Raw genomic sequence first — 21,413 nt, forward strand, 5'->3', positions numbered from 1 at the left:
CCTTCTTTAATGCAAGTACTTACTTACATTATTATTGTATTAGTGTCATGTTGCAATGTCAAGGACTGGAAGCACAAATTTTTTAGTCAAACAATAAGCTGCCCTTCCGATTTAAATAGCGAAGGGCAGCTTCCACAATTCTATTCACATTACTGTGTTAATGCATGAAAGGCCTGAGCTAATTTGGAGATGCCAGGAGCGATCTTATCCATAGAGGGACGAGCAAAGCTTAATCTAAGATATCCGGGCTCAGAGCCAAATACGGTTCCTGGCATAAACACAACTCCTCGTTTGATCGCTTCCTCCAATAACTTCTGATCGTCAACCTTGTCCTTCATCTTGCACCATAGATTAAGACCTCCTCGAGCTGGGGTAAAGCTGAGTTGATCGGGTAACTCTTGTTGAAGGGATCGGATCATGAGATGCTGCTTCAGAGAAAGGGAGTCTCTTAGGAAATGCGTATGTTGATCAAACAATTCCGATCCCAGAAATTTATTAGCAAGCCACTGCGGGACAATGCTTAGGCCAAAGTCCATCTGCTGGCGAGCATCAGCTAATCGTTGTACGACAGCCTGTGGAGCTACCAACCAACCGATCCGTAATCCTGAAGCTGCAACTTTGGATAAGGAACCGACATAGAGAACGGAACCGTGAGTATCGATAGACTTCAACGTATCAGGAGGAGAATGATCAAAGGAAGTAAGGCTGAACGGATCATCTTCTACGATGGGTATACCGAGTTCAGCAGCGATCTTCAGCAAGGACTCTCTTTTAGATGAATGAAGGATCGTCCCAGTTGGGTTCTGATAGTTCGGATTCAAAAAAATCATACGTATGCGATGTTGGCGGTACAAAGTCATAATGTCTTCGGGATCGATGCCATTTTCTTTCACGGGTAAGCGATAAATGCGAAGCCCGGCAGATTGGAACATGGACAAAGAATAGTAATAGGACGGATCTTCAATCGCAACCGCATCCCCAGGAGCTAACAAACATTGCATAATCAAATAAAGAGATTGCTGTGAGCCGGAAGTGATAAGGATGGAAGCTTCCGTCGCTCGAATACGTAATCTTTCCTCCAGAAAACCCACAAGCGTCTCTCTAAGCGGCAAATACCCACTCGGATCGTCATATCCTAAGTACGCTTCGAAAGGAATGTTCCTCATTAATTGCTTAATCGACTCATTGGGGAATAAGTCTGCAGATAACTCGCCACTAGCAAAGTCAATGATCGATTCCCTTTCACGTAGAACCTCACGGACTCGACGGATATAGGGAAGGTTGGGAGCAAATGTGCCGCCTTCCACATATTGACGCCAATTGGGTGTTAAATTGGGCCTAATACCCCAAATATGGTTGCTGACCATGGTACCGCTTCCGCTGATACTTTCCACTATTCCTCTTGCACGTAATTCCTCATAAGCCTGTATGACCGTGCTTCGGTTTACTTCCAGTCGTTCGGCTAGCTTACGTTCAGAAGGCAAGAAACTTCCGGGCGGATATTCGCCATGTATAATACTCCTCTCCATCTCATCTGAGATCTGTTGATAGAGAGGTTTTTTACTCGTTCGGTCAGGTTTGCGCATGTATACCACCATCTTAGAGAAATATCAATTTATTCCATAGTATAATATAGTTCATGAATTCGTTGTTGAACTCTCGAGTAGAATATTTGACAAACTCGCTAATCTTTTCATAATGGTGGGGATAAAATGGGCAAGAATGAAGCAAGGGTCTGGTTATTATTCACAGAATAATTGGAAAATATTCCAAGCTTTTAGCTGTGGAGAACCCTTTATTCCATCACATTGTCATCACTGAGATACGTAGTTGAAATAAGATATCGCCCGCTTCAAGCCCTTCACAAGAGCATCAATATCTTCTACCGTGTTGTAAAGATAAAAGCTTGCACGTGCTGTGGATGAAACGTTAAGCCATCTCATCAAAGGCTGGCAGCAGTGATGACCTGCTCGAATAGCAATTCCTTCCGAATCCAGAACGGTTGCGAGATCATGGGGATGCACATCTGATACATTGAAAGTGACTAAGCCGCTTCTTAGTTCGGGCTGTCTAGGGCCATAGATCGAAATTTCTTCAATCTGTGAAAGCTGCTCCAATGCATAGCTGACCAGTTGATTCTCATGCAGACGAATGTTAGTTAACCCGATTTGTTGTAGGAAATCTATTGCGGCACCTAGCCCGATTGCCCCTGCAATATTCGGCGTTCCGCCTTCAAACTTCCAAGGAAGATCCTTCCAAGTAGATTCATATAAGTCCACGTGATCGATCATTTCTCCGCCATATTCATAAGGCGCCATTTTTTCCAAGAGGACTTTCTTGCCATACAGAACACCGATGCCGGTAGGGCCCGCCATTTTATGACCGGAAATGGCCATAAAGTCACAATCCAAATCTTGAACATCTAACTGAAGATGCGGTGCGCTTTGAGCTGCATCAACGCAAATCACGGCCCCGTGACGGTGGGCAAGTTCCGCAATCTGCTTTACAGGATGAATAGTTCCCATGACGTTGGAAACGTGGGTTATGGATACGAACTTAGTTTTCGAAGTGATAGCTTCTTCCACATCCTCTAAGCGAATGGTGCCATCAGGTTGGATGGGAATATAGCGAAGCGTTGCGCCCGTTTTTTTAGCTGCTTGCTGCCATGGGATGAGATTGCTGTGATGCTCCATTAAGGTGATTAAGATTTCATCGCCTTCTTGAAGAAACTCTTTCACATAACATTGGGCGACTAGATTTAATGAAGCGGTAGTTCCGCGAGTAAACACGATCTCAGCCGACTCCTTGGCATGGATAAACGATTTGACTTTTTCCCTGGCATTTTCAAATGCATCTGTAGCTAATGAACCTAATGTATGTGCACCGCGATGAACATTGGAGTTGTAATTCGTATAATAATCCCGTAAAGCTTCAATGACAGCATAGGGCTTCTGAGATGTGGCTGAACTATCTAAATACACCAGAGGATGTCCATTTACTTGCTGCTTTAAAATCGGAAATTGGTCTCTTATTTCTTGGATATTCATGGAGAAAACACTTCCCTTCAAAGATTGACTATAGAATGACATGATTTGATCTATAATACAAATACTATTAAAATTATGTAATCATAATATTTTACTTATATATATTTGGGGGCGCTTATGAATACGAAACACTTGTCCTTGTTCATGCAAGTTATTAAAAAGGGGAGCATTACTCAAGTTGCCAAGGAAACCTATGTGAGCCAACCTGCGATTTCCATGCGGCTTAAGCGTTTAGAGCAGGAAGTAGGAGTTCCCCTGTTTACGGTGGTTGGCCGGGATATCGCTGTGACGGATGCAGGACTTACTCTGATGGAATATGCAGAGACCATGCTGTCCTTGGAAGGGCAGATTTATCGGGCCATGGAGGAATATCGCCTAGGGAACCGAGGCAAAATCATTGTAGCCGCCTCCCAGGTAGTCGCCACTTATTTGTTACCGAAAATCATGTATTCGTTTACTCAAACCTATTCCGATATCACCGTAGAACTGCAAACAAGAACGGATGAGGAAATTGAGCGATTAGTCAGAATGGGCAGCATTGATATCGGAATGACGCTGCAGCCGCCAGATGACCATTTTTCATTTCGAGTCACGCCATTTGCTCAGGAGCGATTGATAGGTATTCAACCTTCGTTGTCATTCCATAGCCGAAAGATGATCGTTCCTCGTGATATTGAATCCTTACCTATAAGCGATACATGGGATATGGAGATCATGCATCTCGACTCCACCGAGACCGTTAAACAATTTGTGATTCAGGGAATGGGGTACGGAGTGATCCTGGAATCAGCAGCCGGTTTTGAGCTATCTTATGGGAGGCTGCAGCCATGGACAACGTTCACTCCAATACCCGTCGTAGCGAGTGTTATTACACGGCCTGCCGAGCGTCTGTCCAACAGCGTTTGGTATTTCTTGAATCATTTAAGGAATGGAGAGGACGGATGAGACAAGCAAGAATGGCGGGATTGGTTGGGGAAGAAATCTCGAAATTGGGTGGTTACTTGCCCATGACGCTAAGCTACTATTAGGTAAATGAGTAGTCACATTCTCATAGAAAATAACGAAATGATAGATTGGTGAGGTATATGTCAGCTCTGAATACACAAAACCTATCGACCGGTGTTATGTCATCTTTGATGGCCTGCACGAGCGGCGCCATCATGATCATAAATTGTGCGGAAACAGCGGGATTTAGCCGCTCGCAGCTTATTTCCTGGTTGTTCTGTGTTTACTGCTTAGGCGGCATTCTAAATTTGGTATTGACGTGGACATACAAGATCCCTTTTGCTGGGGCACACTCGATCACGGCTGTTGCTTATCTAAGCACGGTTGTCGATCAATTTAATTTGAGTGAATTGGCAGGCGGTTTCATTATGGCGGGTGGACTTATCGCTGTATTCGGCTTTACGGGATTATTCAGTAAAGCGTTGGATTTTATCCCTAAGCCTTTCATTGATGCAATGCTAGCCGGTCTGGTTCTTCAATATGTGGTGAATATCATTCCGGCGTTAAAGCATTCACCTCTGATTGGCGGAATGGCCATTTTAGGTTTTTTTATAACACCCAAAATTTCGAAATCAATCCCTCAGCTACTAGGAGTGATCCTTTTCGGGGTGTTGGGGCTTGTCATCGGGCATGATTTTCAGGCAGTCCCGGAAGCTTCCAAATTTGCTTTACCCCATATCATTATTCCTTCCTTTACCATGCACAGTTTCTTCTCGATTGCAATTCCGCTTGCCGTTCTGATTTTGACTAACGATATTGCCGTGGCTTTAGCTGCTTTGAAGAAAAATGATTATCAGCCTCCAGTTAACCAGACGCTTATACTTTCAGGGATTGGCACGCTAATCGCCGGTTTTTTTGGTGGTCATGCCGTGAACATTGGTGGGATGATGACAGCGCTGTGCAGCAGTAAGGAAGCAGGTCCGAAAGAATATCGGATAGGTGCGGCACTAGTTTCCGGGGGACTAGTCACTTTATTCGGTTTATTTGCATGGAAAGTCATTGTGATTATTGAAATGCTCCCTTCCGCTTTTATTACGATGCTATCAGGATTTGCCCTCCTGGCAGTATTGTTAAATAGCATGCAAGCTGCGTTCTCGGAGTCGTCTTATCGATATTCGACGCTGTTTACTTTTCTAATCGCGATTTCCAACGTCTCATTTATTGGGGTATCCTCGCCTGTATGGTCTTTGCTGGTAGGGATCATTTCAGCGCAAATTTTCGGTGAAGGAAAGTTCAACAAGAGAACAGTACGGGGAAGGCAGATTTAATGGGCGTCGCATCAGTAATTTAATCCAACTGAAACAGTAGGAATATTTCTTGACTGAATAAAGTTAGTAGTGATAAGATGACAAAAGTTCAAATAAACAACATGGAGGTCTTCAAATGAAAAAACAATATCTATCGGCGGGCATGCTGCTTCTAGCGAGCTCTCTTATATTTACTGCATGCGGAACAAAAGAAACGGCTAATAAACCATCTCCATCTGCGGCAGCAACCAAAGAAGCAGCGGCGAAAGAAACACCCGGACAAGCAACTCAAAACTTGTTGGGTACGATCAAAGCAAATGGGAAGATTCGTATAGGAACGGAAGGGACTTACGCACCTTTCACGTTCCATGACAAGGATGGGAAATTAACAGGGTTCGATGTAGAGATTGCTCAAGAAATCGCTAAGAAAATTGGTGTTCAAGCCGAATTCATCGAAACCAAATGGGATGGCATGTTTGCTGGGCTGGATTCCAAACGATTTGATATTGTTGTGAACGAAGTTACCATTAAAGAAGACCGTAAAGTGAAATACGATTTCTCAGATCCATATATTGTGTCTAAATCCGTTTTGATTGTACACAAAGACAATAAAGATATTAAAAAATTAACTGATTTGAAAGGTAAAAAAGCAGGGCAATCATTAACAAGCAACTTAACCGAGATTGCTAAATCCAATGGTGCAGAGATTGTACAAACCGACGGATTTAATCAAGCCATCGATCTGCTGCTGTCCAAACGTATTGATGCCACCATTAATGATGGGCTGTCTTACCTGGATTTGAAAAAACAAAAACCGGATGTAGCTATTCAAGTCGTCGATGAGACCAAGGAAGCATCGCAAAGTGCCGTTTTGTTAAACAAGGGTAATCAAGAGCTTGTTGATGCGGTTAATGTAGCATTGGCTGATTTGAAGAAAGATGGAACCTATCTCAAAATTTCCGAAAAATACTTTGGCCAAGACGTATCGAAGTAGGGTTATCTAACATGGACGATAGAAAATGGCATATCTTCATAGACTCATTCCTTCCCCTGCTTAAGGCAGGGGTTGCTTTTACAGTACCTTTGACTTTAATCGCATTTACACTGGGGATTTGTCTTGCCTTGGTAACCGCATTAATTCGTATTTCTGATATTAAACCTCTTGTTCAGGCAGCACGTTTTTACGTGTGGATCATTCGGGGCACGCCTTTGCTGGTGCAGTTGTTTATTATTTTTTATGGACTGCCAAGTATCGGGATTACACTGGATGCTTTCCCATCAGCTGTTATAGGATTTACCTTAAGTATTGGCGCCTATGGATCTGAGATTATTCGTGGAGCTCTGCTCTCGACACCAAAGGGACAATGGGAAGCATCCTATTCGCTCGGAATGACTAAGCTTCAAGCGCTGCGGGTCATCATATTGCCCCAAGCCATTCGTATTTCGATTCCATCACTTTTTAACTCGTTCATAAGCTTGGTGAAAGACACCTCACTCGCAGCTACTGTCACGGTGACGGAAATGTTTCAAAAAGCTCAGCAAATTACGGCTACCGTTTATGAACCCTTATTGCTTTATTGTGAAGCTGCACTCATTTATCTAGTGCTTAGTACAATTCTTTCAAATATTCAAGGTCGTTTGGAGAAAAAGTTTGACCTTCATACGGCTAGATAGTGGTGGATGTATGATTACAATCAACAATCTATTCAAGGCCTTCGGTTCTCAGCAGGTGTTAAAAGGTATCAATATTGCCTTAGAGAGAGGCAAAGTGATGGTTGTCATCGGTCCCTCCGGCTCCGGGAAATCTACCTTGCTTCGTTCTATTAACGCTCTAGAAATTCCTGATAAAGGCACAATTGAGGTAGGGAACGCTCATCTTACATTTACTGAAAAAGATAAGCCAAAACAGAGTGAGATCCTCGCTTTAAGGAAAAAGACAGGGATGGTTTTTCAGTCCTATCATTTATTTCCTCATTTAACGGTATTACAAAATGTGACGGCAGCTCAGGTCGTTGTGAAGAAAAGAAGCAGGCAAGAGGCTAAAAGTAAAGCGGTCGAACTGCTTAGGAAGGTCGGTTTAGAGGACAAGGCTAGCTCTTATCCGCATCAGCTTTCCGGAGGACAACAGCAGCGAGTAGGTATAGCCCGAGCATTGGCCGTAGATCCCGAAGTGCTCTTATTTGATGAGCCAACTTCCGCCTTAGACCCTGAGCTTGTGGGGGAAGTGCTTAAAGTCATGAAAGACTTGGCCGTGGAAGGTATGACTATGATGATTGTTACGCATGAAATGCAATTCGCTAAGGAAGTAGCGGATACGGTTGTCTTTATGAACGATGGCAGTATTATTGAGCAGGGTACTCCCGATTCTTTGTTTAATCATCCTGAACAAGATAGAACAAGATTGTTTTTATCTAGACTTAGCGGGGCAAGCAACTAATAATAGCTATTTGCCATAAGGCTAGGATGAACGATACTAGGGCTGCTGGATCTTTCGGCAGTCTATTTTTATTTTTCAAGATGCTGCTCTCTAAATTGAGAGGGGGAAGTACTATGAAATTTCCGAAAAGGTTTAGGGGAGAGAAATTAATAATACTAGGATTGCCTATTTGCAGGACTTCCTCACACCTATTCAACTTGAGCTAAGACGGCTGAATGCCGGGGAGAATGGCTACCTCGAAGGGTATTATCACAAGGGGATTTTGGCTGGCGATAAATGGGTTTATCTAATCCAAACGTCCAAGCAATCATGGGCAACTGAATAATCATAAAAAACAGGACTTTCCTTTGTCTTTTTAGGACATTTGAGAAGGTCTTTTTCATAGGAATTGATCCTTATTTATGCAATAATATAATCACGTTAAAGCTTAAAAGGAGAAAAAACATGCCCAAACAACGTAAACTGGTAGAAGCTTCTGACTTTGAAAGGATGCGGGTATTTCGACAGCCCATCTCAATCTTTATACAAGGTGAACAAATAGGTGAAAATGTTATCATTCAATCTCATGATGACGAATTAGTTGTAAGCACCACTGGAGAAAAATTCGTGAAGGCAAATTGTGATTTTCTAAGTAAAAGATAGTCATACTCGAAAGGATTGATTAATACCAAAAACGCAAAGGCGTGAAATAAATGGCGGAGCATTTCAATGAGGAGCAATACGAAAAGCCGATTGTCAAATTCATCGTCATTACAGATACACATGTTAAAGATAATGTAGAAGGCGTGCATTCGCTGAATTTCATCCATGCTTTACGGGATATCAGGGAAGCTTCACCCGATAGTCAGGGCATTATGCATATTGGTCATGTGACTAACAATGGCAAGCAAAAAGAGTTTGAAACAATGACACGAATTTTGAAGGATCATAGCGCATATAAGAACCAATTCGGCTAGTCAGCCGGATGGGAGACTCGTATTCACTGATCTGAATCTTCCAGTGGGATCTTATGATATCATTTATTTGGGAGAAATGTTGAATACAGAGCTGGTTCGAATATCTTTTGAGGTTATTTCTGATGCAAATGAGGTGGCAAGTTTCTTGCTTCCTCTTTTTTTAACATAATAGAAAGTAAAAGTTTCAAGGTAGAGCTAGTGGTACACCCTTTCTAGTTTTTTAGCTCCAAACAGGAGATTTTGTGACAAATAGGTTCGAATTGTTGTACAAACTACAACTTTTACTAACAAAATAGCCTTTTGGCATGTGAATTGTTGCAGAATCTACAACATTGGTAATCACGATAGTTGATCGAAATCGAAGTTGCCAAGTTAACTGTGGTTAAAGCTTATTTTGGGCACTTTGAACTCATTCTATCGAAGTAGATGCCCCCGGCGAATACCGAATAATGGAGCCATCTTGTAGAACAGAAGAGGGGGGTGTGAGGGTGGAAAGGCGCTTTGCGGTGGGCCGCCTTTGAAGTCGTGTTTATACCGCATAATAAATTAACAAAACACGACTTCAACAGCGGTTGGAACCCCACATCCATTCCTCTCCGTGCTCAAAATGTATGGGTTTGCATGCATAAGGACCTTCAGGGTAATCTTCCCTAGCAGTTTTTTTAACGGACTCGGATATGGGCAGCCTTTTTCTCTACAGCTACAATAAGAGAAGAGATTAATACGAAGGAGCCTCTTTCAATGTTAGCTAACTTTCCGATAAAAGGGCCAAATGGCGTAAGATTTGCGTATTTCACAGATATGGATGGGCAACATAACTCGGCTATTACGGTAACTGAGCAAGGAGAAGTATGGATCAGAACCCTTGAAATTTCCAAAGAATAACCTGGATATATGTATGAAAATTTTACGGCTATCCCAAGTCCCGAATGGATTGAAAAATCAGTGATTTATGAGCTTCATATCAGGGCGTTTACCGATGATGGTTTTAATGGGCTAACAGACAAAATCGATTATTTCAAAAATTTGGGAATAAATACACTTTGGCTGATGCCTTTCAACGAAGTTGGACATGAAGGAAGATTAGGTAAATATGGCGACCCCTACGCAGAACGATTTTATAGTTTTATAACTCTTATAAGTACAGCTTTCCAAGAAATGCTTTACGAACCATCCAGCATTTTGGAAGGGCGAACTAACGTTCATTCGCAATTCGGAAGAATTGGTTTTATCATTATGAAACAATCATATATAGATTGTCCAAATAGAAAAAGATTTATCAAGTTTGTTTTGATACAGTAAGCTTGTACCACAGCAACATGCCTAGGGAACCCAGACCTACCAAAAATAAAAGGCCATAAACGTATTTGAAGGAATAAGGAATTGGCGTATTCTTTTGAATTTCGAGTAGGATTCCACAAATCGCAACTGAAATTGAGCCTCCAAAAAATTGGATAAGCTGCATAAGTCCCATGCCAGAACCTATTAATGATTTTGGAAGAATACGTGAGGTCTCGTTGTTCAATGATGCTATCGTTGCTGAAAAAGCAGGCGAAAAACAAAGATATCCAAGAAGAATAACAAGTGGAGAAGCGCCAAGAGTCGTATAAAAAGCAATCATCACCAAAGATAACATACAATGCCCGATAAACATAAAACGTAGATTCCCGTTTCGATCTATCCAGCGTCCGACAAATCGTGTTAAGAAGGCCGACAAAATGGCCCCTGGCGCAATGGTTAAGCCAATCATCATAGCCGATTGATCGAACACCTTGGCTAACACCAACGGCATTAAAAATAAATTACCAAGGTTCAACACCAAGATGCAAAACCCGATCGTAACCAGTTTAAGATAAGTTGGATTTCTCAATAGTTCAGGGTTAATGAACGTATTGTTTGCTCGTTTCAAGTGCCAAGTATGTACGAGCAATGAAAGACAACTGGCAGCAAGCCAGGCGGCAGAAACTTGCGTCACAGCTAACAGCAGCGTAGTTGCATTTACGATTGTTAAGAAAGCACCCAGAATATCGAACCGAAAGGCTGCCGCATTTTCTTTGGGAAGCAGATGCACTAGAATAGGAAGAATAACCAGAACCAGACAAGTAATTGCGAACAATTCGTTCCAGCCAAAATATTCACTGATTAAGCCGCCAACGATCGGACCGAGCCCGAAAGCCATAGCACTTCCTGCAGAAATCATGGCGATGGCTGACCCTCGTCTTTCAATTGGAATATATCGACTTGCCAGAACCAAACCAAGGCCTGCCATCACCCCTGCGCCTGCTGACTGAAGAATACGAGCCATAAGCAAAGCATGGAATTCCCGGGCAAATAATCCGAAAATCGATGAAAAACCCAGCACCAAGAGCCCCGCGATCAGCAGTTTACGAATCGGTAAGACATCTGAGAGTCTGCTATAAATAACTGTCGATAAGGCATATCCGATGGAGTAACTCGAGATCACCCAAGATCCGAGATCTGCCGTGATGCCAAGATCTTGAATAATACTAGGGATAGAAACATTGAACATCGTCGTATTCATGACAACGATGAACAAGCCAATCGTCCATACTGGCATAACAATTTTATCGTTCATCCATTCCCATCCTGTCTAACTAGAGATGTGTGTTATCTATCCCCTATTATACAAATGTCACTCCTACATAAAAAGAGCTGGCTATTCCTTTCATGAATAATAGTGTGTTTTTTATCCACACTACAGGTAAAGGAAGAAAGCAATTAAAGGGGGAAAACGGGTTGGAAAAGATATTATTACGAATTTTATTTGCCTCATCATTAGCTGCTGCTCCATTCATTTTGAAACGTAATAATCTGCTCATGTATTTAACCGTATTCTTCACGAAGTGCGTTTTATCGAGTTCGATAGATTCCTTCTTTATTAAAAAAGGACATATATCGTACCCCGTTCGTCCTTTGTCCAAAGTATTTGATACCAATATTTTGTACGATTTTTTATTTTATCCGCTGTTAAGTGTAATTTGGATAAGATACTCTTATCAAAGCAAACCTCGTGAACTCATCACGAGAAGTCTATTCTTTAGTGTACCAATGACTTTGCTTCAATGGTTTTTAGAGAGGAAAACGGATTTGTTTAGATGGAAATCCTGGTCTGTTTTGCATACATTTGCATCCCTTAACTTTACTTTGTTTACGATAAGAGGGTTTGTTGGTTTATTAAAAAGGATTACGCCTGAGATAAATGTAAGAGAAAGAAATTTCGTAGAGGAACGACCCCATAGCAAGATGCCTTCACCTGAGTTCATAGCAAGTTCAGCAAATTACCGACTGCCAAATGACAACTATGCACAAATCCAATAAAATTGAGAAATTATTATGGGCTATCGCACTCCCTGGGTTTGGTCAGTTTTTAAATGGGAAATATATCAAAGGAATTATGTTAATTCTAATGGAATTTATCGTGAATTACATGTCAGATCTCAATCAAATTATTATCGACAGTTTTAAAGGAAACATTCAAGAGGCCATCCAGCAAACCGATTATCATTGGCTCATGTTTTACCCTTGTCTCTACATGTTTGGAATTTGGGATGCTTATAAAGACGGGGGAGATACGGCAGAGTATGCGTATATGCCTTTTGTATCAGGAGCTTTTCTGGGGACAGTAGGCATCATCTATTCGGATGAGCTTCAGCCTTTCGGTATTCTCATGGGTCCAGTATGGCTGCCTATGCTGTTTTCATTCGTTGGCATTGCGATAGGCATTATTATGTTTCTTTTTTTAAAACGACGCCACTCGATATTATAAAGGGTATCCCTGTCGGATATATAAGACAGATGGAGATCCTTTTTTTGTATCTATTACTTGTGTGTTCGTCTATGGTTTTTTGACTAATAGGATTATATATCATGTGAGTCCATATATACCCAATCGTCATATCTCTCGTAAGCATAAGATAAAGTGCGGGGTGATTGGGGGGTGAAAAGTAATGCCGAAAAAAGTAGTAGTGAACAAAGAACCAGCGAAGAAAGCACCAGCGAAGCAAGAAGCAGTGAAGAAAGCACCAGCGAAGCAAGAAGCAGTGAAGAAAGCACCAGCGAAGCAAGAAGCAGTGAAGAAAGCACCAACGAAGCAAGAAGCAGTGAAGAAGGCGCCAGTGAAGAAAGAACTAGCGAAGAAAGAACCAGTGAAGAAAGAACCAGCGAAGCAAGAAAAAGTTATTAAAGAAACAATGAAAAAAGAAATAGTGAGGAATGAATTTCCAAGAAATTTATTTGAAATGCAGGAAACAGAAATTGTGAATAATAGATATATGAGAAGCCCGAGTGCAAGGGAGGGGAGAAATGGTATGACGAGAGTCTCAAGAGAAGAAATTAGTGACAAAATTAATGAAGCGATAGATGCACTCGGAGCCTCAAAGCGCAATGTCACGGCTGACAAACTGAGAAGGGCAGAGGAAGAAATTGATCGGGCCTTACGGATTCTATTAAAAGCACAACGTGAAATCACCGCGAGAAGAAGTTGGTATATATCAGAGTGAAACATATAGGAAGAGACAAGCAAAGATGAAAATCCTTGCTTTTTTTATTGATCGGTGTTAACATCACTTTCAACGTTATGCGTTTATTTTGAACCAAATAAACAAACGAAAATAAGATTTGAACCTTCGGGGCAGGGTGTAATTCCCTACCGGCGGTGAGGATACGTAAGTATCTGAAGCCCGCGACTCCTAGCCTGTATAGACTGGGACTGACTTGGTGAAACTCCAAGGCCGACGGTATAGTCCGGATGAGAGAAGGTGAAGGACAACTTGTTAAAAATTCAATTTTTAATAGGTCTGTTTGTCAATGCCCCTGTTGCTTGTCAACAGGGGTATATTGTCTCTTTAGAGGGTTCAATTCAAAACATCATCTAGGGATCTTTGAGCTAATCTCTCAAAGTCTCTCCTATTGGGAGGTTTTTGAATTGGAAAATGTATTTAAGCTAGGCAGTAAGCGCGCAAGTTTGTATTCATCAAGCAGCAGGGGTATCAATGGGATCTGGTATGTAGCACTCGGAGCTACCCTTTGGGGGTTGGACCCTCTTTTTCGAATATTATTGTTGAAGAGTTTCACCTCTTCTCAAATTGTGTTCATTGAGCATTTGCTGCTGGCCTGCTATGCGCTTCCGGTGCTGATCAAGTTCCGTAAGTCCTTAGCCGGCAAAATATCACTAGCAGTTATAGGCGCTCTTTTATTTATTTCTTGGGGTGGGTCTGCCATAGCCACCATACTCTTCACTTCAGCTTTCGCTCACGGGAGTGCAAACTCCGTGCTGCTTTTGCAGAAGCTGCAGCCCTTATTCGCCATTGTATTGGCTCGTTTACTGCTTAAAGAGACACTGCCTTCCAAATTTTTTGCCTATATCGTAATGGCGCTGCTAGGCACGTATCTATTAACGTTTGGTTTTGGTTCACCGAGGATGGGCTTGAAGGATTTAGGCACGCTAAGCTGCTTATTTTCAATTCTGGCGGCTGTCTTATGGGGTGGATCGACCGTCATGGGAAAGTTCCTGCTTCAAAAAAACTTGGATTTCCCTGTTGTCACATCACTTCGCTTCCTGATGGCGATCCCGCTGCTAACGGTTGTTCTTTTGGTAAGTGGTGATACTTGGCATGTAGGCGGTTCTAGTGGTGATCTGACACTTATCGCAGTCAACCTGCTGTTTCAGGCCTTTTTTCCAGGGTTGATCAGCATGCTCCTCTATTATAAGGGGCTGTCATCGACGAAGGCATTCTTTGCAACGCTAGCTGAGCTAGCTTTCCCAGCTGTGGGTGTATGCATTAACTGGATCGTATTTGGTCAAAAGCTGACCTTAGGGCAACTAGTAGGTTTTGTATTTATTTGGTTAACCCTATGGTTAATGAGCCGCAGTAAAAGAAATGTTTAAGCCATATCAAACAAGAATTTCGATCATCTAAAGTAACTAGATTTGCTGAGAGAACGTAGATGCGCTATTTGGATGAAAAACACCTAAATACATGAGGAAGAGGAACGACGATGCGCTATTTTGCTGTTTCTGCCTCCCGATCGTTCATTTTGATTAAATAGCGCCCTCATGTTCCTCATACTTGATTTTTAGTATAAATTTCCTAAAATAACGAATCGACGTTCCGCGAACATGAGGTCAGTCGACATTTGCTTGGCAATCGATAGAAAACAAAAAATGAGATGGCAAGGAACCCTTGCCATCTCATTTTTTTTGTTTTCTGTGCCCCTAAGTGAATATTTACCCTTATGGGACACGACAACCCTTTCTTTTTTCTTAGAAACGAGTTGCAAGATCTTTTGCTTTTGCAATTGCTTTTTCTTTAATGGATTGCGCTTGATCCGGCGCTACAGCCATGCCTTCAACAAAAATGCCTTCGAAGGACGGGATACCGTAGAATTGTGAGACTTTTTTCAGGTAGCTGAAGCCACTTTCAAATGCTGCAGCAGGGCCTTCGGAATAAATGCCGCCGCTCGCTTGAATGTGTAGTCCTTTTTTGTTTGTCAACAAACCAACTGGACCACTTTCTGTATATTTGAAAGTTTTACCTGCTACGGAAACTGCATCAATGTAAGCTTTCAATACTGGAGGGAATGAGAAGTTCCACATTGGAGAAACGAAAACATATTTATCTGCAGCTACGAATTGGTCAACGAGAGCACCTAAACGTGCTACTTTTGCTTTTTCTGCATCAGACAACTGGTCAAAAGCTGTTCCTGATTGAAGTTTTCCCCAACCGCTGAATACATCAGCATCAATTTGAGGAATATCTTCTTTGAACAGATCCACAGAAATAACCTCATCTGATGGATTCGCTTCACGGTACGCCTCGACAAATTCTTTACCTACCGCTAGGCTGAAAGATGTTTGGTGATCGTGCGGGTGAGCAGTGATATAAAGTACTGTTGCCATAATTAATAACTTCCCTTCTATACTTATAATAATTACAGTTGTTATTATAACTTATTTTGCGTAAATTTCAAACAATAAATTAGTAACTTATAATATGTTCAAAAAAGGATCGCTCAAGGAGCATGTTTAGCTCGCAAAGAGGCGGTCTTTTTTTATGAAAAGCAGCATAAGAAAGTAATCAAGGTGTTTGATACTTTTGAAGATTTACAAATTGTTATCTTGTGGTTAACACGCGACAAATAGTTCAGCGTTATTTTAAATATGTGGGAACGGTCTCACATGAAGAAATGAGGTTGCAGCATGGAGCTTACGATTAAGGAAATTGCCCTGCGTGCCGGTGTATCCAAATCAACCGTATCGCGAGTGATTTCTGGCAAGGGCTATACCAGCTTGGAGGTACGCGATAAGGTGCTCCAGCTGATTGAAGAATTGCAATATAAGCCCAACGCAGTGGCGAGGGCTATGGTTTCACAGAGAACGCATAACATTGGCGTCCTGATTTATCGCCGGCACCATCCTATTGCGTCGCATCCGTTTTATGGCAAGATTCTTGATGCCATTTTAATGACAGCTGCAAGCTTAAATTATTCCGTTTTCGTTACGACGGATCATGAAATGTCACTGCGGTCTGCTGATTTCATGATGGAAAAAAGGGTGGATGGACTGATCCTGATCAGCCGCTTGCAGCAGAACGTCATTGATTACATCGCTAACTTCGGAGTTCCCTACGTGATGGTCAATGGTTCCACGGATGTCGACGGGGTCATGCATATTGTCAATCAAGACGAGGAAGGCGGGCGGATGGTCGCCGAGTACCTAACAGATGTAGGACATCGTCAGATTTTCGTGATCGCAGGGCCGCAGACGCATCGCAGCCACAATTTGAGGCTTAAAGGTTTTAAGAATTACATGGCAGGAATGGGGGCACCGATCCCAACATCATCGATCTTGCAGGCATCGACTTCCACCTTCGGAGAAGGGTATGAGTTAATGCGCAGCCATTGGGAGCAGTTTCGTGCAGGCGGGTTTACAGCGCTATTTGCCACCAACGATATGATAGCGCTGGGTGCCATGAAGTTTATGTTGGAACAATCGATACGCATTCCTGAACAGGTGGCGGTTGTAGGCTTTGATGATATTGATTTTGCCGCTATGTTCTCACCCTCGTTAACAACCATCAGGGTGAATACAGAGGAGATGGGAACCCAGGCCTTTAGCTTGTTAGACAAGCTTATCCGCCAGGAAGCGAACATTGAGAATCCCAAGCAGCTTGTACCCAGATTGATTGTCCGGCAATCAACTGAGTAAATTCTCTCGAAAAGGAGTGGTTAGTCCGTATGCGTTGGTATTTAAAAGCGATAGGCCCACGGAAAATCATGGAATTTATCATACTTGTTGTGTTCGTTATCTTTTTCTTAGGCCCACTGCTCAACCTGGCTATACTGGCTTTTACAGGCAAATGGGCTTACCCGGATGTCTTGCCGCACGAATGGTCATTGAAATGGTGGACATTTGTGTTCCAGCAGGAGGATATTGCGAAATCGATCGGCTTGTCATTTATGATCGCATCCATCGTGACTGCACTATCTATTGTGCTTTGTATCCCAGCAGCCTATGCGTTTGCCCGCATACGTTTTCCACTTAGTCGATTCTTTTTGTTCTCATTTCTACTGACACATGCTTTTCCGAAAATGGGACTTTATGTTTCGATCGCTGTACTCTTTTACAAACTCGGACTGATGAACACTTTGATAGGCGTTGTTTTGATCCATATGATCAATGTGCTCATGTTCATGACCTGGATTCCAACGGCTGCTTTCCGCAATGTGCATACAGCTCAGGAGGAATCCGCGAGGGATGTGGGGGCGAGCCCGTTCCGTGTTTTCCGCAGTATTACGCTGCCGATGGCGATGCCAGGTATTATCGTGGCTTCGATCTTTACTTTCCTTAACTCGCTTGATGAGGCTCAGGGCACCTTCCTGGTGGGCATCCCCAATTATAAAACGATGCCGATCGTCATGTACTCGATCATCAGTGATTATCCAGCCTACGCTGGCGCTGTATTTTCTATTATTCTGACGGCGCCTACGATCATCCTCCTGCTGGCAGCGCAGCGATTTGTAAGTGCAGATATTATGTCCAGTGGCTTCCAACTCAAATGACGATAGACTAGTTAGCAAAGCGTATGGTTCCGATGCGAGTTTTGTTTCGAAGTATCGCTTAGAAGCAACGCCCAACAAAACTTTTAGGGGGCACTTATGGAAATTCAGCTTTCCGTTCAACAATTGACGAAGCGTTATAAAACAGGAGAAGGCGTAACTGGAATCTCCCTGGATGTTCGCAAAGGCGAGTTAATTACACTGCTGGGCCCTTCAGGGTGCGGTAAAACAACGGTGCTTCGCAGCATCGGAGGATTTCTCGACCCCGATTCAGGCGACATTCTCATTGAGGGTAAAAGCGTGCTAAAAGCACCTCCGGAAAAACGTCCGACTTCCATGGTGTTTCAAGGTTACAATCTATGGCCGCATATGACGGTTTTTGACAACCTGGCATTCGGTCTCAAAATACGCAAGATGAAAAAGGCTGATATCGATAAGGCTGTTAACGAAGTGCTTCAGCTGGTTCGCTTGCCTGGAGCAGAGCTTAAATATCCAGGTCAACTTTCAGGCGGTCAGCAGCAGCGGATAGCGGTTGCGAGATCCCTGCTCCTTAAGCCTGCCGTTCTTTTGCTGGATGAACCCTTTTCTGCACTCGATGCGAAGCTTCGTCATGAAATGAGAGAAGAGCTGCGAGAAATTCAATCTAAGACAGGTCTTACTATGGTATTTGTCACTCATGATCAAGAAGAAGCGCTATCGATTTCAGATCGCATTGTCGTTATGAACCAAGGCAATATTGAGCAAATTGCTACTCCACAAGAAATTTACGATGAACCGAGTTCGCTTTTTGTTTCCCAATTTATCGGTAAAATGAACTTTTTGAAAGGGGTGATCACAGCCGGCGGGTTGACCGTAGGGCATCTAAGTTTTCCAAATACAAAAAAACTGTCCGGGCAAGTAAATGTGGCTGTTCGACCTGAAGACGTGATGATAGAAGGGGAAGAGGGACAAGGCCTTTCCGGAGTGATCAAACAGGTTATGGTACTTGGGCATTATGCCGAAGTGTCCATCGATTTGCCAGAGTACGGTACAATCCGGGCGTTTCAACCACGGGATTTCGTCAAGGATTTTTATACAGGGCAACAAGTAAAAGTAAACTTTGCCAAAGTTTTAGCCTATCCAGAAAATTAGACCCATATCCAAGGAGGAATTATCTATGTTTCGCAAGATATCCGCTGTTATGTTAGTGACATTAATGACCGCTACCGCTGTTTTTGTATCCGGGTGCGGCAGTTCTTCAACAAATGCAGGTTCCGCAGCTCAAAGCTCCAGTCCGGCCAAGGAAACAGCTGGTACTAAACAACAGCCTGTCGAGTTTAACTTCTATTTTACCGGCTCACAAAATGTAAAAGATCTATGGGATACGCTGATTCCTATGTTCGAGAAACAAAATGCGGATGTTAAAGTGAAACCCGTTTACATTCCTTCGGGAACAGGTGCACAACCAACCTATGACCGTATTACGGCTGCCAAGCAAGCTAACAAAGGCTCAGGCGATATCGATTTATATGAAGATGGCTTGTCTTATGTAACTCGCGGGCAAAAAGATGGCCTATGGGACACTTTGCCAGGTGACAAAATTAAAAACTTGGCAAATGTCGATGAGAAAACGTTAAAAGATATCTCCAATCTCGCTATTCCTTATCGTTCCTCTGCGGTCGTATTGGCATATAACAGTGATAAAGTAAAGACACCTCCAACTAATTTGGATGATCTGTATGATTGGATTAAGAAAAATCCAGCCAAATTCGCTTACAATGATCCATCCACAGGGGGTTCCGGAAATTCTTTTGTAGCGACAACGCTGTATAAATTCCTGCCAGAAGAAGCTATCCATAATTCCGATCCAAGTGTTGAAAAAGGGTGGGATCAAGGCTTTGCGCTGCTCAAGGATCTGGGGAAATCCGTTTACGGCAAAGGAATATATCCAAAGAAAAACCAAGGTACTTTAGATTTATTGACAAGTGGTGAAGTGGATATGATACCGGCATGGTCAGATATGGTTCTTGAGCAATTGGCGAAAGGTCAGCTTCCAAAAACAACAAAAATGGCGCAAATCAAGCCTGGATTTAACGGCGGACCAACCTACTTAATGGTACCTAAGCTATCTGAAAAGAAGGATGCCGTATACAAATTCTTGAACTTCGTTCTTTCTTCTGAGGCACAAGCCGTGGTTGTAGACAAAATGCATGGTTTCCCAGGGATCAAGCTTTCCAATATGTCCAAAGAAATTCAAGACTCATTCAAAGGTGCATCCGAAGGATTCCGCTCCTTCAATATCGGCGAACTGGACAAAGATATGACCAAACGCTGGCAAAGTGAAGTTGCTGCCCAATGAGTAAACAAATGAAAATGGGGATACTGGGATTGCTTCTGGTCATCCCCTCTTTTTTATTGCTCTTTGTCACTGTCGTCATTCCGATCATCATTTCCTTCAAAGAAAGCTTGACCAATAAGTCTGGCGGTTACGATTTGTCCAATTATACGTATTTATTTACCGATAAGCTGATGCGCTCCAACATTATTTTTACACTGGAAGTAACGATTGTTTCGGTCATTCTCGTACTAATTATCAGCTACGCCCTAGCGGCTTATATGAGGTTCAATAACGGTTCGATGGTGAAATGGATTCGCAACATGTATATGATACCAATCTTTATCCCATCCGTTATCGCAACGTACGGTTTAATTCAACTGCTTGGCAACCACGGTTGGGTATCCCGCATGTTACTTCTGATCAACGGAGGGGAGATGCCCCGTATTATTTTTGATATGAAGGGGATTATTATCGCTAATTTGTGGTTTAACATTCCATTTACAACGATGCTGCTTGGGTCGGCTTTATCCGCTGTTCCCAATTCTGTCATTGAAAGTGCGAAGGATGTTGGGGCACGCAGATTGCAAATCTTCGTCCGCTTCATTTTGCCGCTTACTTATAAGACTTTGCTCGTTGCCATTACTTTTGTGTTCATGGGCGTGATCGGTTCGTTTACGGCACCATTTCTGATTGGACCCAATGCTCCACAAATGCTAGGGGTATCCATGGAACAAGTTTTCGGTGTTTTCCAAGAAAAACAACTAGCTGCGGCTATCGCTTTCTTTACGTTCCTGCTATGTTCAGTAATGGGATACTTTTATATCCGCAGTATGATCACGGAAGAGAGCGCGAGGTCACGATGAATCAACTTATTCTGGATGTACAAGGAATTGTACATCCCAATTCCTCCAAAACCCATATATCGTATCGGTTTCACTTAGGAGCTCAGGGTGGTAAGCTAAGGATCCATTTTGCTTATGAACCCAAAAATCTAGATGATCAGGAACAATCGAAAACGATGATTTTTGAGAGTATAGACAAGTATACGGAACCCAATCAGCGGGAGCGAATTCAAGCGAAATGGGAATCCTTCCTGCCGCTGAAAAACTTAATAACCGTATCCGTCGACGACCCCGAACGGCACCGCGGTGCGGGGCATCGGCATGATCCTGATCAGCTTTTGGTTATTAGTGAATTGGAAGCTTCACCAGGTTTTGTTAGCGGTAAAATGCTAGCAGGCATGTGGCACGTTACGTTAAGTTTGCATGCGATTGTTACAGAAAGCTGCCGTTACGCATTGCAAATTCATCGAGTGGAGGAATAGCG

At 42.7% G+C, this 21,413-nt stretch carries 23 protein-coding genes and 1 riboswitch; of the genes, 19 read left to right on the forward strand and 4 right to left on the reverse strand.

Features of this window, described 5'->3' with window-relative positions; all coding sequences use genetic code 11:
- Nucleotides 1-149 precede the first annotated feature (149 nt).
- The gene (locus ASG93_RS02815) at nucleotides 150-1,586 is read right to left on the reverse strand and encodes a PLP-dependent aminotransferase family protein (RefSeq protein WP_056828597.1); all 1,437 of its coding nucleotides are present in this window, start codon (nucleotides 1,584-1,586) and stop codon (nucleotides 150-152) included.
- A 228-nt stretch (nucleotides 1,587-1,814) separates the two neighbouring features.
- Nucleotides 1,815-3,047: a cysteine desulfurase gene (locus ASG93_RS02820; RefSeq protein ID WP_056828599.1), complete on the reverse strand. Its 1,233-nt coding sequence runs from the start codon at nucleotides 3,045-3,047 to the stop codon at nucleotides 1,815-1,817.
- 117 nt (nucleotides 3,048-3,164) lie between these two features.
- Between ASG93_RS02820 and ASG93_RS02825 the strand changes: the two genes are divergently transcribed.
- From ASG93_RS02825 to ASG93_RS02860, 9 genes are all read left to right on the forward strand, one after another.
- Complete coding sequence (locus ASG93_RS02825) at nucleotides 3,165-3,992, forward strand: LysR family transcriptional regulator (RefSeq protein ID WP_056828602.1); 828 nt, start codon at nucleotides 3,165-3,167, stop codon at nucleotides 3,990-3,992.
- A gap of 140 nt (nucleotides 3,993-4,132) precedes the next feature.
- Nucleotides 4,133-5,320, forward strand: a complete 1,188-nt coding sequence (locus ASG93_RS02830; RefSeq protein WP_082614666.1) for a benzoate/H(+) symporter BenE family transporter — start codon at nucleotides 4,133-4,135, stop codon at nucleotides 5,318-5,320.
- Nucleotides 5,321-5,435: 115 nt separating this feature from the next.
- The gene (locus ASG93_RS02835; protein WP_056828604.1) at nucleotides 5,436-6,293 is read left to right on the forward strand and encodes an amino acid ABC transporter substrate-binding protein; all 858 of its coding nucleotides are present in this window, start codon (nucleotides 5,436-5,438) and stop codon (nucleotides 6,291-6,293) included.
- 11 nt (nucleotides 6,294-6,304) lie between these two features.
- Nucleotides 6,305-6,973, forward strand: coding sequence for an amino acid ABC transporter permease (locus ASG93_RS02840; RefSeq protein WP_056828606.1), 669 nt, complete (start codon nucleotides 6,305-6,307; stop codon nucleotides 6,971-6,973).
- Between the two features lie 10 nt (nucleotides 6,974-6,983).
- Nucleotides 6,984-7,736 carry an amino acid ABC transporter ATP-binding protein gene (locus ASG93_RS02845; protein ID WP_056828608.1) on the forward strand — a complete coding sequence of 251 codons (753 nt, stop codon included), beginning with the start codon at nucleotides 6,984-6,986 and terminating at the stop codon, nucleotides 7,734-7,736.
- 444 nt (nucleotides 7,737-8,180) lie between these two features.
- On the forward strand, nucleotides 8,181-8,378 hold the full coding sequence (locus tag ASG93_RS02850; RefSeq protein ID WP_056828610.1) for a hypothetical protein: 198 nt from the start codon (nucleotides 8,181-8,183) through the stop codon (nucleotides 8,376-8,378).
- 50 nt (nucleotides 8,379-8,428) lie between these two features.
- Nucleotides 8,429-8,692 (forward strand): hypothetical protein, encoded by a 264-nt coding sequence (locus tag ASG93_RS02855; RefSeq protein WP_056828612.1) that lies wholly within the window; start codon nucleotides 8,429-8,431, stop codon nucleotides 8,690-8,692.
- A gap of 741 nt (nucleotides 8,693-9,433) precedes the next feature.
- A complete protein-coding gene (locus ASG93_RS36135) occupies nucleotides 9,434-9,577 on the forward strand; it encodes a hypothetical protein (protein WP_235550707.1) in 144 nt (47 codons plus the stop codon).
- 9 nt (nucleotides 9,578-9,586) lie between these two features.
- On the forward strand, nucleotides 9,587-9,994 hold the full coding sequence (locus ASG93_RS02860; protein ID WP_056828614.1) for an alpha-amylase family glycosyl hydrolase: 408 nt from the start codon (nucleotides 9,587-9,589) through the stop codon (nucleotides 9,992-9,994).
- Here the strand turns inward: ASG93_RS02860 and ASG93_RS02865 are convergent.
- Nucleotides 9,972-11,288 (reverse strand): MFS transporter, encoded by a 1,317-nt coding sequence (locus ASG93_RS02865; protein WP_056828616.1) that lies wholly within the window; start codon nucleotides 11,286-11,288, stop codon nucleotides 9,972-9,974. The two genes, ASG93_RS02860 and ASG93_RS02865, sit on opposite strands and share 23 nt — an antisense overlap.
- Before the next feature lie 161 nt (nucleotides 11,289-11,449).
- Here ASG93_RS02865 and ASG93_RS02870 point away from each other — a divergent pair, with 161 nt between their 5' ends.
- From ASG93_RS02870 to ASG93_RS02885, 4 genes are all read left to right on the forward strand, one after another.
- Nucleotides 11,450-12,031 (forward strand): CBO0543 family protein, encoded by a 582-nt coding sequence (locus ASG93_RS02870; RefSeq protein WP_063891744.1) that lies wholly within the window; start codon nucleotides 11,450-11,452, stop codon nucleotides 12,029-12,031.
- Nucleotides 12,032-12,119: 88 nt separating this feature from the next.
- Entirely contained in the window at nucleotides 12,120-12,479 is a 360-nt protein-coding gene (locus tag ASG93_RS02875) for a hypothetical protein (RefSeq protein ID WP_321166665.1), read from the forward strand.
- A gap of 181 nt (nucleotides 12,480-12,660) precedes the next feature.
- Nucleotides 12,661-13,212 (forward strand): hypothetical protein, encoded by a 552-nt coding sequence (locus tag ASG93_RS35820; RefSeq protein WP_056828620.1) that lies wholly within the window; start codon nucleotides 12,661-12,663, stop codon nucleotides 13,210-13,212.
- 118 nt (nucleotides 13,213-13,330) lie between these two features.
- A riboswitch (FMN riboswitch) is annotated at nucleotides 13,331-13,476 on the forward strand.
- 161 nt (nucleotides 13,477-13,637) lie between these two features.
- A complete protein-coding gene (locus ASG93_RS02885) occupies nucleotides 13,638-14,600 on the forward strand; it encodes a DMT family transporter (RefSeq protein ID WP_056828622.1) in 963 nt (320 codons plus the stop codon).
- Nucleotides 14,601-14,975: 375 nt separating this feature from the next.
- Here ASG93_RS02885 and ASG93_RS02890 read toward each other — a convergent pair whose 3' ends face one another.
- Nucleotides 14,976-15,611, reverse strand: a complete 636-nt coding sequence (locus tag ASG93_RS02890; protein WP_056828624.1) for an FMN-dependent NADH-azoreductase — start codon at nucleotides 15,609-15,611, stop codon at nucleotides 14,976-14,978.
- Nucleotides 15,612-15,911: 300 nt separating this feature from the next.
- On the opposite strand from ASG93_RS02890, the gene ASG93_RS02895 reads away from it, so the two are divergent.
- The 6 genes from ASG93_RS02895 (at nucleotide 15,912) to ASG93_RS02920 (ending at nucleotide 21,411) form a co-directional block, all read left to right on the forward strand.
- Nucleotides 15,912-16,919 (forward strand): LacI family DNA-binding transcriptional regulator, encoded by a 1,008-nt coding sequence (locus ASG93_RS02895; RefSeq protein ID WP_056828625.1) that lies wholly within the window; start codon nucleotides 15,912-15,914, stop codon nucleotides 16,917-16,919.
- Nucleotides 16,920-16,948: 29 nt separating this feature from the next.
- On the forward strand, nucleotides 16,949-17,773 hold the full coding sequence (locus tag ASG93_RS02900) for an ABC transporter permease (RefSeq protein ID WP_056828627.1): 825 nt from the start codon (nucleotides 16,949-16,951) through the stop codon (nucleotides 17,771-17,773).
- A gap of 96 nt (nucleotides 17,774-17,869) precedes the next feature.
- Entirely contained in the window at nucleotides 17,870-18,901 is a 1,032-nt protein-coding gene (locus ASG93_RS02905) for an ABC transporter ATP-binding protein (RefSeq protein WP_056828630.1), read from the forward strand.
- A gap of 25 nt (nucleotides 18,902-18,926) precedes the next feature.
- Nucleotides 18,927-20,108, forward strand: a complete 1,182-nt coding sequence (locus tag ASG93_RS02910; RefSeq protein ID WP_056828631.1) for an extracellular solute-binding protein — start codon at nucleotides 18,927-18,929, stop codon at nucleotides 20,106-20,108.
- Nucleotides 20,105-20,950 (forward strand): ABC transporter permease, encoded by an 846-nt coding sequence (locus tag ASG93_RS02915; RefSeq protein WP_056828633.1) that lies wholly within the window; start codon nucleotides 20,105-20,107, stop codon nucleotides 20,948-20,950. Before ASG93_RS02910 ends, ASG93_RS02915 begins: the two co-directional genes overlap by 4 nt.
- The gene (locus tag ASG93_RS02920) at nucleotides 20,947-21,411 is read left to right on the forward strand and encodes a hypothetical protein (protein WP_056828635.1); all 465 of its coding nucleotides are present in this window, start codon (nucleotides 20,947-20,949) and stop codon (nucleotides 21,409-21,411) included. Before ASG93_RS02915 ends, ASG93_RS02920 begins: the two co-directional genes overlap by 4 nt.
- Nucleotides 21,412-21,413: the final 2 nt, after the last annotated feature.

Origin of the sequence: Paenibacillus sp. Soil787 (assembly GCF_001429545.1) — a bacterium.
In the GTDB taxonomy this organism is placed as follows: Bacteria; Bacillota; Bacilli; order Paenibacillales; family NBRC-103111; genus Paenibacillus_E.